A 12162-nucleotide genomic window follows, 5' to 3' on the forward strand; every position below is an offset into this window, starting at 1 on the left:
CGCTCGGCAATGTAGGGCCGAGCGGCTCTCCATGGAATGGCGAGCGCGCGGCGGGTGAGCGCGCGCCGTGCTACCGTCGCTCGCAGCGGCTCGCGATCGGAGCTGTGCCGCGGACTGACGACACGAGGCACAGGGGGCCGCTGGGAAGGGCTTGCGACGCTCCGGGGTCGACCCGTGAGGCGGTAAGGAGCGCGATGACGCGCGTGGAGAGCTGGTTCGGCATCGCGCGTTCGCTGGCGATGTATTACGGCGTGCCGCTCCGCGCCGGCCGGATGGCTCGCCTTTACGGGCAGTTCGTGACGCCGGGCTCGCTCTGCTTCGACGTCGGCGCCCACGCGGGGAATCGCATCCGCACGTTTCGCCGTCTCGGGGCGCGCGTCGTCGCCGTCGAGCCGCAAGCCGCGTTCGTTCGCCTGCTCCACGGCTTCTATGGGTGTGACCGGGACGTCGTCGTCCTGCACGCCGCGCTCGGTCGGGCACCCGGACGAGCGCGCCTCTTCGTCAGCGAGCGGGCACCGACGGTCACGACGCTGTCGCGCTCCTGGATCGATAAGGTACGGAGAGATCCGTCGTTCCGGGGCGTGAGATGGGCCGAGGGCGCAGAGGTCGAGGTGCGCACGCTCGACGCGCTGATCGACGAGTTCGGCGTCCCCGCCTTCGTGAAGATCGACGTCGAAGGCTTCGAGGCCGAGGTCCTCTCGGGCCTCTCGAGGCCGCTGCCTGCGCTCTCCTTCGAGTACCTGCCCGCCGCGCGGGAGATCGCGATCGAGTGCGTCGAGCGGCTCTCCTCGCTCGGAGAGTACCGCTACAACTGGTCCCGCGGAGAGAGCCTCGTCCTCGGCGAAACGGCGTGGCTCGACGCGGACGGCATCCGCCGCTTCCTTGCGTCGCTGACCCTCGGCTCGGGCTCGGGCGACGTCTACGCCCGCCTCGGTCGGGTCTGAGGGGGTGAGCGCGGGCGAGCTCGTGGGCGCATCGCCGACGTCCTCTGCACCGCGGAGCACGGGCGCCGGGCACCGCGTGGCGGGCAGCAACGTCCTAGCTCTACTACGGGAGGTTCCCCCGGATCAGCAGAAAAACCGCCAAGTCGCCAAGGACGCCAAGGGGAGAGGGGAAGGGGGCCGTCCGGGCATCCCCCCCTATTCCCCGGGTTTCTTGGCGCCCTTGGCGGCTTGGCGGTTCGGTTCCCCGGCCGACTTCCCGCAATAGAGCTAGCGCTTCCTGGCCGCATCAGAGGCTTTGGTTGCTTCGTCGAGCCAAAGCGGCGCGCGCTGACCAACGCCGCCGTCACTGGCACCGCCGTGGTCGAAGACGTCGCGTCCGTCGCTTTCGACATCGGGGTCCCTCAAGCGCTGATGAAGCAAACCATCGCGAACAACACGGCGGAGGGCGCGCCTTCCCCGCTCAACGAGATGTATTGGTCGTGGGCAAGCGGGTGCCGCCACTTCGTCATGAATTTCACCGTCGACAATGGGGACGCCGAGACCGGCGACGGCTATCTACAAAAAGCTCGCCTTCGCCGATGGAAGACGCACGCCCACCGGCTCGACCGGACAGGTGCTCGTCCGCAACAGCCCCGGCCTCGGGAACGCGTTCTACCATTCAACGCTGACATGGGCGAACAATGGTCTAGTGGAGCTCGAAACCCAGCTCCACGTGCCCATCCGTGGCGATAACCCCGTAGAGCTCGGCGTGTCCGACGGGGCGCTCGACGAGGTCCTCGCTCGCTTCGACGTCGACCCCGCGTACCGGCGGATGTTCGCGGAGGCATTCCCCGAGAGCGAGAGCGGCGCGACGATCAACAAGATTGTCTTCGCCCTGGCGACGTTCTGCCGCACGCTGGTCACCGCAGACAGCCCGTATGATCGCTACATCGCCGGGGGCAAGTCGGCGCTGACCGAGCAGCAGCGCCGGGGGTTGTCCCTGTTCGACGGCGAGCGCTTCGAGTGCTTCCACTGTCATAGCGGGACCAATCTGTCCGTGTCGTATTACGACGCGAACACCACGTCCGGCAACATCAAGCACCCATTCTTCAATAATGGCTTGTACAACGTGGGAGGCGACGGGAGCTACCCGCCTTATGATCAGGGGTTGTACGACGTGACGCTGGATCCGGAGGATCGCGGCTTGTTCCGCCCGATGAGCCTGCGGAACGTGGCGCTGACCGCTCCGTACATGCATGACGGGAGCATCGAGACCCTCGCCGACGTAATCAAGCATTACGCCGCGGGCGGACGGGTGATCGATTCGGGGCCGTACGCGGGGGACGGCCGAAAGAGCCCACTGAAGTCCGGGCTCGTCCGCGGGTTCCAGGTCACGCCGGAGGAGATCGACGACATGGTCGCGTTCCTCGATTCATTGACGGATTCATCGTTCATCGCGAACCCGGCGTTCTCGAGCCCCTTTGGCGACGACGTCCCGTGAGGAGACGGCGGACGCGGGCTTCAAACACAAGGCGCATGTCATGAGCGACCCGGATCTCGAGAGCATGCGAAAGGACGCTCGGTTCGAGCATCGACTGGAGGCGCTCCGGGGTGGCTCCACGGCCGCCGGCGCGTCGCCCGCTTTCTCCGGAACGGGCTGTCGACCTGGCGGCTACGAAGGGCTCCGCCGCAGCGCCGCGTCGAGGAACTCGCGCACGTCGCGCTCGAGCTGACGGTGGAACGCCTCGCGATCGAACCCGGGACGATCGATCGCGGGCAGGAAGTCCGGGCGCCGCATCTGGGGAGGGAACGGGCTCAGGAACGAGTGATGGTTCGCGTTCTCGACGACCTTGAACGTGACCCGGGCCGGGTCGGGGACGAGGTCGAGGACGAGCTGCCCCTGCCACCTCGGCGCGATGCGGTCGTGCTCCGCCACGAGCAGGAGGATGGGCGCCTCGACGTCCTTCAAGGCGTCGTTGGGCACGAACCAGCACGCCGCGGGGGCCATCAAGACCAGCGCCTTGATGCGCGGATCCTTCGTGACCGCGACCCTCTGCCCCGGCCCCGTCCAGGGCTGCCCGCCCGCGAGGGCGAGCGCGGTGTAGCCGCCCATCGAGTGCCCGATGACGGCGATGTCGTCGCCCTGCAGGCGAGGCCCGAGCTCGGCGTCGGAGCAGACAGCGTCCACCGCCAGCCGGGCGTGGCGGGGCCGGCGCTCCAGGTTCTCGATCGCCTCGGTCAGGGACCGATCGTTGCGATTGTCCCCGGGGTGCTCGGGCATCGCGACGACATAACCGCTCTGTGCGAGGTGGGACGCGAGCGTCCGATACCCGAGGGGCGTCCCGCCGCCGCCGTGCGAGATGAGCACGAAGGGGAGAGGGCCGCCGTGCACGGGCGCATTCAAGGTCGCCTCGATCGAGTACGGCCCCATGGCGACGACCCCGGCAGGGACGTGCGTCGGGTACATCACGAGGACCGGGAACGACAGGTCGTTCACCGGGTCTCGAACGGTCAGGCTGCGGCAGCCCACGGATCGATTCATGCGCGTTTCTCCGGACGGTGTCGGGGGGATGGGAAGACCAGGGACGATGCCTGTCTGTTCACGGGAAGCTCACTGGAGCGGGAGGAAGACATCCGTGACGGCCTCGTGATCGGGCACCTCCGGGAAGAAGCGCACCCGCTGCAGAAAGAGCGGGAAATCCCGCAGCTCCTCTCCGCTCATGGGGAGCCACGTCGCATAGAGGTACCTCACCGCCACGTAGAGCGTGTCGTCGCACCCGACGTGCCGCAGGACGGCGCAGCGGCCGCCGGGGATCGCCTTCTCGACGACGCCGTGCTGGTTCTCTGAAATGGGGCGGTGGATGCCCGCGCAGAGGTCCGCGCGGTAGGCCTCCGGCGGGGTCTCGGCCGGGTCGTCGTAGAGGATGTTGAACGTCGCGCTGACGCTCGGCGGGAGCTTGTTCTCCCTGCGCCACGCGATGAACCGGCGCACCGATTCCAGGATCCGCTTCGGGTCGCCGCGGTGCTCGAGGGCCGCGACGCGCGTCTCGTCGAACCGCACGATCGCCACGTCCTCGGCGCGGTGAGCGGCCTTCATGGGGAGGGCCCTTGTCTCTCTCAGGCGCTCATGGGTCGCGTGCCAGGGATCCCACCGGGGCTGCTCCCGGAACTCGGAGGGGGATTGCCCGAAGGCCCTCTTGAAGGCGCGCGAGAAGGCCTCGGGGCTCTCGTAGCCGCTCGCCATCGCGATATCGATGATCCGGGCGTGCTCGCGCGCCGGGTGCGCGAGCCGGTAGGACGCGCTCCGCAGGCGGACGAGCTTCACGTACTCGTGAACGCCCATCCCGAACAGCTCGGAGAACTGCCGGTGGAAATGGTACTTCGAGAACGCGGCGACGCCGCTCAGCCGATCGAGCGTCAAGTCCTCGTCCAGGTGCGCGTCGATGTGCTCGAGCACCCTGCGGAACCTCTCGATATACGCGTTCTCGGCGGCTTCGGTCAACGCGGCGTCCTCCTCGGGGAGGGGCAAGGTAACGAGGCGCCGCGCGCCGTGCCTGACCGAAATTGCTGAACTTCGGGGCGACCGGGGCCCGGGCGGGCTGGAGGTGGCACAGAAGCGCGGATGTGGCTGGCCGGGGGATGCCCATCTTTCCGCTGAGGTAAGAATTTTGGTGAGCGTTCACCGCCCAGACCTCCTGAGCTGGGCGACAGCTTCGCTGGTGGCCTGCTTCAGATTCATCACCTGATGGCGGTGGGGAGCAGGGTCGTCACCCTGCAAGGCGTCGCCGCACCGCCGGCACACCTCGGGCTTGACGACGACGGTCCGGACATCATCGGCAAGACATAGCTGGGCATCGTCGCGGTCAACGGTGCCTCCGGGTCGTGAACGGTTACGGCAAAAGAAGCCGGATCGCGCGCGAGGAAGTGTGGCGCGGCAACCCGAAGTGGCGGCACCGCGAGCGTCGTGACGCCTCGTTCATGGGTGGAAAGAGCGGGCCCCGGCCGGCGCTGAGCGAGACAAGGGGCGCCTCGGCGTGCCGCGGGCACACGTCGCCCTCCGGGCGATGGTCTGGCCCGGGATGTTGTTGCGATGCGCCACGCGGCGTCGCCGAGCGCCTTGCGGCGCAGGACGGTGCTCTTCCAGTACGGCGGTCCCCGGTTGGGTGAGCGGCTCCTCACGCTGCGGCCCGTGACTTGTCACGGTGCAACCCGTGACTTGTCACGGTGCAACCCGTGACTTGTCACGGTGCAACCCGTGACAGGTAGCGGCGCATCGGTCCGCATTTCCAGCTCGGTCGTGCCTTTTCCGCACGGAGCGTGATGGCCGGACGACCCAGGCCATTGTTGAACCTGGCACGAGGCGTGCGAGGTCCTCCGGGCAGCGGTCGAGGAAGACCGTCGTTCACGACGACCGCGAGGCATCGGGCATCGGGCCTCCGGGCGACGACCGCCTCGGCAGACCTGGCAGCCAGCGCGCAGGCGACACGACTGCCACGAGCCCGAGCCGCGCCGATCGTTGTCCACGTTCTTGCCCATCTTTGAAGCCGAGCTCGAACCGATACCAGGAGCTCGACAGCTCCGGCCATGGGGGCCCGAGCGGCACGGTCCAGGCTGCAGAAGTAAGGATGGAAGTGACGGGATGAGCCAGCTGGTCAAGCATGATACTGGGACAGGGGCGGGCCTGCATTCGAACCCACGAGATTCGAGCTCTCCGGGGCTGCCGGCGGAGCGCTCCAAGGACCGCTTGATAGGGAGGTTGCTCGCGGGCTGCGCGGTGATCGGGTCGCTGTTCTTTGCCTATGAGCTCGGCGCCCGCGCGACGCTTCCAGAGCGCGAGCGGCAGCACGAAGACAGCCCGTCGCGGCCAGGCTCGGTCGCCCCGGGAGCGGAGGAGCGCGCGCAGCACGCTCACGCTGATGAGCACGCCGCCGGCGCTGCCTCTCCGCCCATCCGGCCCCTCGAGCCGGGGCCGCCTTCGAACGAGCCCGCCGAGCCGCCCAGGGAGCCATCGCCGCGCGAGCATCGAGATCGCGTCTTGCGTGAGCTCCGTGCTTCAGGCCCGGACCACCGCTTGTTCGCGCCTGCGTCGGCCGTCGTCGGCGCGTGGACGAGCAAGCTCGCGAAACTGGGGGCCGCGGGGACGTTCGAGCCGCTGGAGTGCTACGCGAAAGGCTGCTCCGTGACGGTCGTCCATGCATCCGCGGTGAATGCGGAGGAGGCCACCGAGGTCATCACCCGAACCCGCGAGTTCAACGGCTGGCAAGCCGGCAAGATGCGCAGCGGCTTGATCGAGCACGACGGCGATCGGGTGGAGGTCACCTGGATCCTCGACGCGCCGCCGCCGGACAGCCCCGTGCTTCCGGAGGAGCTGCCTCGGGACGACCTCGACGAGCTTGTGGAGCGCGGCTCTGGACGATGAGAGCTGCGCTGCCGCGGCGCGGCGTGGAGCCTTGATCGGCTCGACGTCGAAGTGAACGGAGAACAGAGGAGAACGGTATGGGACACAAGGTACGAATAGGGGCGCTGGCATTCTGCGCGATCGGCCTGGTCACGGTCGGGGCGCACGCGCAATACGTCTACACTCGAGGTCCGAACCACGTCAACATGAGCGGCACCCGTTGCCGCGCTGGGTCCATTAGTCAGCAAGACAAACTGACGCACTCGGTGCAGAGGACCTCGGTCAGGTGGGACGTTCCTGGGACTGTGTTTGTCGTTTGCCCGATCACGAGGCGCGCGACCGCCTACTACGGGGATTCGATCTCATCAAGCACGGCGACCGAAGTGACCGCGACCGGGTTGAAGGCCGAGGTCAAGGACTTTAATTCGGGAGAGTCGGTGCGCTGCACACCGTTCGCGCAATCGATCGGCGGCAGCATCGTTTGGGGCACCTCCCGCTACGCGTGCTCCACCGCCGGGGGGTGCACCAGCACGCCGGCGGGGTCCTACACGACTCTTACCGGTGAATTCGACACCCTCTCCTGGAGCAACCCTTTCACGTCGCAGACCTCGGTTCAGTGGGGTCTGTCCTGCACCATGCCAGGTAGCTCCAGCATCGGCTCCTACGAAGCAACGGTCTCTTCGAATTGACAGGTGAACGGCATGAAGAAGATCACAATCATGGCGCTCGTCGCCGCAGCTCTCTCGTTGAGCCATTCGGCGCTCGCGACGCACAAATCCTGGCTGATGAAGAACGGGGGGGCAGAGTGTACATTCGCGTACCCGCTCGCCACCGATCGGATGGATTCGAGCGGTGCGATTTACAACTCCGACACCTCGGAGCGCAGCGTCATCTGCCCGGTCGCCTTGTCGGGCCGCTGGGGCTCGAACGGGACGCCGGCGTTCAACGCCAAGCGCTGGGCGGATGCGCTCTCGGCGATCGTCTACTTCGATCGCAGAGGAGCGGGGACGCGGACGGTGAGCTGCTTTGCCGCGATGCGCGCCTCCGATAGCTTTGTTTACTACAGCGCCTCGGTCTCGGACACCGGCGGCTCCGGCGTCGGTCGGCTCGACGTGGCGGGGTCGACGAGCGGCGGTGGCCAGTGGGCGGGCGGTACGGGCAACGGCACCACGCTGGAGGCCCATGAGGATACCGTCGTGAAGGGCCTGGAGTTCGTGTGCTCGGTGCCCGAACGAACGGCGATCCTCGGTTACAAGGCCAAGCTCTGCCAGCTCACTGGTGACTGCACTCACGGAAGCGGCGATCCAGAGGACGACACCACCACATCGACCATGGGGAACTACGTTCAGACGAGCGGCGTCGAATGTTCGCCGGCGGGCACGGAAGGTGCGATCGTGACCGTCCATCGGAACGGGGGTGGGGTCACGAACCTCGGGAGCTCTCCCGTCGACATCTTCTGCCCGATCGCTCCACCCTCGGACGACAGTCGGGAGCATAATCGCAGCGTCACAGCCACGACGGTCTACTACTCGGATGTCTACAACACGGCTGCCTCGAACTCGAACTCCTGCGTGGGCGGCGCGACTTGCCCGAGCTGCCGGCTCATGTGGTATGATAGGGATGGAATCATGCAAGATACCGGCGCGCTTTCGAAGATTGCCGGCGTTCGTGAGTTGTACCAGGGAGCCGCCTCGCAGCTTATCGGTAAAGAGCTACAGTTCGGGGTGATGTGCCGGACGCCGCCGAATTTGACGATCGAAGGGATCACCTCTCTCGTGACCGTGAGTGATATCTCAGGCGGAATTTGAACGTCGTGGGTTCTGCTGTCGAAGAGGAAGCCGGTGAGGAACTCAGAGACATCTCCAAGCTTCACATCGCGCGACGCGCTCGAGGCGACGGAGAGCGCTGCGTGCCGAGCCGGCGCCCCGCCCGGCGCGAGCCCGCGCCTCCGGGCAAGGCGCTTCACCCGGCGCGGGCGAGCTCGTCTCGCGCCGCTGCCGTGAGCTCGAGCGAGCGCACGCGCGCGGCGTGATCGAAGATCGGCGAGCTCACGATGAGCTCGTCGGCGCGGGTGCGGGTGATGAAGGCGTCCAGCCCGCGCCGCACGGTCTCGGGCGAGCCGACGACCGAGCAGGACAGCGACTGCTCGAGGCCGGCGCGGTCCAGGGGGCTCAGGTCGCGCTCGAAGTCGTCGGACGGCGGAGGAAAGGGCCCCGGCCGGCCACGGCGCAGGTTGACGAAGGCCTGCTGGAGCGAGGTCCACAGCCGGCGCGCCTCGTCGTCGGTGCCGGCGGCGACCACGTTGATCCCCAGCATGACGCGGGGCTCTGCGAGCTCGTCCGAGGGGCGGAACTCCCTGCGGTACAGCGCGATCGCCTGCATCATCTGGCCCGGCGCGAAGTGCGAGGCGAAGGCGTAGGGGAGGCCGAGCGCCGCGGCGAGCTGCGCGCCGAAGAGGCTGGAGCCGAGGATCCAGATCGGTACGCGGAGCCCGGCGCCGGGCACGGCCTGCACCGGCTGGCCAGGCTCCGCCGGGCGGAAGTAGCCCATCAGCTCCAGGACGTCCTGGGGGAAGCCGTCGGCGTCGCCGGCCAGGTTGCGCCTGAGCGCGCGGGCGGTGATCGGGTCGGAGCCCGGAGCGCGCCCGAGGCCCAGATCGATGCGCCCCGGAAAGAGCGACGCCAGCGTGCCGAACTGCTCGGCGATCACGAGCGGGGCGTGGTTCGGCAGCATGATCCCGCCCGCGCCGACGCGGATCGTCGAGGTGCCGGCGGCCACGTGCGCGATCACGACCGACGTCGCGGCGCTGGCCACGCCGCCCATGTTGTGGTGCTCGGCCAGCCAGTAGCGGTGATAGCCGAGCCGCTCGGCGTGGCGCGCGAAGTCGAGCGAGTTGCGGAGGGCCTGTGCGGCGTCTCCGCCCTGGACGATCGGGGCAAGGTCGAGAACGGAGAAAGGAATCATGTTGGACACCTCGCCAGACTGTTGCACGCCACGGACGGTTGCGGCAGCGCTGGGGGACCGGCGCGGCTCGTGGCGGTCTCCGCGCGAGAGCGCGGCGAGGAGGCGCCCCCCGCCAGCGCGCGCCCCCGCCAGCGCGCCCCGCGGCGCGTCGCCCCGCGGCGCTCGAGCCGTCTGGAACGCCATGACGCGGCCGCGCCCGCTGTATTACGCTCGGCTCGTGCGCCGTTCGTCCTCGCCGCTGCGCCGCCTACCGCAGGTCCTGCTCGTCGTCGCCGCCTCGGCCGCCGCTGTCGCGTCGCCCGGGGGAGCGGCCGCGACCCTCTGGCCCAACGTGCCCGAGCAGATCGCGCGTGCGCTCACGTCGGGCGACGCCCTGGAGCGGCGCCTGGCCGCGACCCGCGTGGGCGAGCTCGCCCCGGAGACGGCGATCAGGCTGATCCAGCGAGGCATGAGCGACCCCGACGTCGAGGTGCGGCTGCACCTCGCCGGGGCGGCCGTGCGCCTCCGGATGCCGCGCGCGGGGGACCTCGTGATCGAGTGGCTCGGCGAGGGCGACGCGCGCCTGCGGCTCGCGGCCTGCGACGTGATCCGCGCGGCGCCCACGGACCGCTCCGTCGTCGCGCTCGGGCGGGTGCTCGGCGATCCCGACCCGCACGTGCGCCTCGCCGCCGCGACCGCGATGGGCGCGGCGGGGCTCCCGGACGCGGTCTCGCCGCTGCTCGGTCACCTCGACGACACCGCGCCGGAGGTGCGCGCGGAGGTCGCGCGCGCGCTCGGCAGGATCGGCGACGCGCGCGCCGTCGTGCCGCTGATCGGCAAGGTGCAGGACTCGGTGCCGGAGGTCCGCAAGGCCACGGCGCGCGCGCTCGGAGAGCTCGGAGACCCGCGCGCGGTCAGCGCGCTGCTGCTCGCGCTCCAGGACGCATCCCAGGACGTGCGCGTCGAGGCGGTGACCGCCCTCGGCCGGCTGCGCTCGGACGACGCGACGTCGGCGATCGCCGATCTCGTCACGGCGTCGCCGGGGGCCGCGGGCGCGTTCCCGGGGGCGCGGCCGTCCGACAGCGCCACCTCGAGCAACGACGTGCGGGAGGCGGCGCTCCGGGCGCTCGGCCGCATCGGCTCCGACGCGGCCGTGAAGGCGCTGCTCGCGGCGCTCGCGAAGGACAACCCCGCGGCGCCGCGCTCCGCGGTGCGCGACGCCCTCGTCAGCGCCGGCGCCGCGGCCGTCCCCGCGCTCGTCGCGGCGCTCGCGGCCGCGCCGTCGGCCAACACCGCCGCGGGCGCCGCCCTCGTGCTCGGCGAGCTCAAGGCCAGGGAAGCGCTGCCCGCGATCGAGCGGGGGATGCAGCGGGGCGTCGTCCCGCTCCGGCACGGGCTGCGCGCCCTCGGCGCGCTCGGCGATCCCGCGGCGCTGCCCGGCGTGCTGGAGCTGCTCGGCGACGCCGACCCCGCGGTCCGCGCGGAGGCCATCCGCGCCGCGGCCGCGCTGCTCGATCCAGCGCGGCCCGACGGGCGCGCGGTGGACCCGGCGCGCGCCCTGCTGGTCGACCCGGCGACCGCGCCCGACGAGAAGCTCGCCCTCGTCCAGCTGCTCGGGCGCACCGGCTCGCCGCGCGCGCAGGCGGCGCTGCTGCCGCTCGCCAAGGCGCGCTCCACGCCGCTCCGCCTCGCCGTGATCGAGGCGCTCGGGGCCGCGCGCGCGGCCGGGACGCTCGGCGCGGCTGTCGACGCCGCCCTGCTCGCGGCGCTCGACGACGAGTCGGCCGACGTGCGGCTCCGGGCGGCGATCGCGCTCTCCCGCGTCGCCGGCCCAGGCAGCGCCCGGCCGCTGCTCCAGCGCCTCACGGTCGCGGCGGAGCAGGACCGCGGCGCGCTCGGCATCGCCCTCTCGGGCGCCCTGTCGCGCGCGGACGGCGCGACGGACGCGAAGGCCGCGAACGACGCGAACGACGCGAACGACGCGAGCGGCGCGAGCGGCGCGAGCGTCAAAGGCCTCGTCCACGAGGTCGCGGCCGCGATCGCGAGCGCGCCGGACGCCGCGCGCGACGCGCTGATCGAGGGGCTCGGCCGCATGCCGGGGCAGGCCGCGGGCGCCGCGCTCGCGCGGATGGCCTCGGCGGCGCCCATCGACGATCGCCGCAAGATCGCCGAGGCGCTCGCGGGGCACCCGGAGGCCGCCGCCGCGCTCCGCAAGCTCGCGGGTGACCCGGATCCCGGCGTCCGCGCCAACGCGGTCTGGTCGCTGGGCGCGGCGGGGGACAAGGACGCGCTGCCGCTGCTCCTGCCGCTCCTCAAGGACCCCGACGCCGCCGTGGCGGGCAACGCGGCGGGCGCGATCGGGCGCGCCGCCGGCCGGGCCGGGCAGCCGGCCCGCGCGGCCGCGGCGCTCTGCGCGGCGCTCCCCGACGCGCGCCCCTACGTGCGGGCCAACGCGCTCGCGGCCCTCACCGTGGCCGGCGCCCGCTGCGACGGCGACGCGGCCCGGGACCTGCTCGCGCGCGACCCCGCGGAGGCGGTCCGCCTCGCGGCCGCCGACCACCTCGCGCGGAGCGGCGCCGACGACGATCGGCGCGCGCTCGCCCGCTGCGCCGCCGAGGACAGGAACGCCACGGTCGCCGGGCGCTGCGCCCGCGCCGCGCCGCCCCGCGCGCCGGCCGCCGGCGCCGAGGACGTCGCGGTCTTCATCGTCCCGTTCGACGCGGGCCGGGGCGGCTCGGTCCGCGACGCGCCGGCCCCGCGCGCCCCCTTCGCGCTCGTGCGCGCGGACGGGCTCATGCGCCTCGGCGTCGCGGACCGGCGCGGAGAGATCTTCGAGCGCGGCGCTCCCCGAGGGCCGATCCGCCTGACCGTCCCGGCCCCGCTCGTGAAGTGAGCCCG

General features: G+C 70.9%; 9 protein-coding genes and 1 pseudogene. 7 read left to right on the forward strand and 3 right to left on the reverse strand.

The window, feature by feature from the left end:
* Nucleotides 1–194 precede the first annotated feature (194 nt).
* The 3 genes and pseudogenes from WMF11_RS10125 to WMF11_RS10135 all read left to right on the forward strand — a co-directional run bounded on the left by WMF11_RS10125 (nucleotide 195) and on the right by WMF11_RS10135 (nucleotide 2424).
* On the forward strand, nucleotides 195–944 hold the full coding sequence (locus WMF11_RS10125) for an FkbM family methyltransferase (protein WP_437977298.1): 750 nt from the start codon (nucleotides 195–197) through the stop codon (nucleotides 942–944).
* A gap of 357 nt (nucleotides 945–1301) precedes the next feature.
* Nucleotides 1302–1475: pseudogene (locus WMF11_RS10130) on the forward strand (MbnP family protein); the annotation flags it as partial.
* Nucleotides 1471–2424 carry an MbnH family di-heme enzyme gene (locus WMF11_RS10135; RefSeq protein WP_437977299.1) on the forward strand — a complete coding sequence of 318 codons (954 nt, stop codon included), beginning with the start codon at nucleotides 1471–1473 and terminating at the stop codon, nucleotides 2422–2424. The pseudogene WMF11_RS10130 and the gene WMF11_RS10135, both read left to right, overlap by 5 nt.
* Nucleotides 2425–2595: 171 nt before the next feature.
* Here the strand turns inward: WMF11_RS10135 and WMF11_RS10140 are convergent, their stop codons facing one another.
* Together WMF11_RS10140 and WMF11_RS10145 are read right to left on the reverse strand one after the other, a co-directional pair.
* Nucleotides 2596–3465, reverse strand: coding sequence for an alpha/beta hydrolase family protein (locus WMF11_RS10140; protein ID WP_437977300.1), 870 nt, complete (start codon nucleotides 3463–3465; stop codon nucleotides 2596–2598).
* 69 nt (nucleotides 3466–3534) lie between these two features.
* The gene (locus WMF11_RS10145; RefSeq protein WP_437977301.1) at nucleotides 3535–4425 is read right to left on the reverse strand and encodes an AraC family transcriptional regulator; all 891 of its coding nucleotides are present in this window, start codon (nucleotides 4423–4425) and stop codon (nucleotides 3535–3537) included.
* 1137 nt (nucleotides 4426–5562) lie between these two features.
* On the opposite strand from WMF11_RS10145, the gene WMF11_RS10150 reads away from it, so the two are divergent.
* The 3 genes from WMF11_RS10150 to WMF11_RS10160 all read left to right on the forward strand — a co-directional run bounded on the left by WMF11_RS10150 (nucleotide 5563) and on the right by WMF11_RS10160 (nucleotide 8129).
* Nucleotides 5563–6342 (forward strand): hypothetical protein, encoded by a 780-nt coding sequence (locus tag WMF11_RS10150; protein WP_437977302.1) that lies wholly within the window; start codon nucleotides 5563–5565, stop codon nucleotides 6340–6342.
* A 77-nt stretch (nucleotides 6343–6419) separates the two neighbouring features.
* Nucleotides 6420–7010 carry a hypothetical protein gene (locus WMF11_RS10155; protein WP_437977303.1) on the forward strand — a complete coding sequence of 197 codons (591 nt, stop codon included), beginning with the start codon at nucleotides 6420–6422 and terminating at the stop codon, nucleotides 7008–7010.
* A gap of 12 nt (nucleotides 7011–7022) precedes the next feature.
* A complete protein-coding gene (locus WMF11_RS10160) occupies nucleotides 7023–8129 on the forward strand; it encodes a hypothetical protein (RefSeq protein ID WP_437977304.1) in 1107 nt (368 codons plus the stop codon).
* 154 nt (nucleotides 8130–8283) lie between these two features.
* On the opposite strand, the gene WMF11_RS10165 is transcribed toward WMF11_RS10160, so the two are convergent.
* A complete protein-coding gene (locus WMF11_RS10165; protein WP_437977305.1) occupies nucleotides 8284–9285 on the reverse strand; it encodes an LLM class flavin-dependent oxidoreductase in 1002 nt (333 codons plus the stop codon).
* Nucleotides 9286–9466: 181 nt separating this feature from the next.
* Here WMF11_RS10165 and WMF11_RS10170 point away from each other — a divergent pair, with 181 nt between their 5' ends.
* A complete protein-coding gene (locus WMF11_RS10170) occupies nucleotides 9467–12157 on the forward strand; it encodes a HEAT repeat domain-containing protein (protein WP_437977306.1) in 2691 nt (896 codons plus the stop codon).
* Nucleotides 12158–12162: the final 5 nt, after the last annotated feature.

This window comes from Sorangium sp. So ce295 (assembly GCF_051527405.1).
Classification (GTDB): domain Bacteria; phylum Myxococcota_A; class Polyangia; order Polyangiales; family Polyangiaceae; genus Sorangium; species Sorangium cellulosum_B.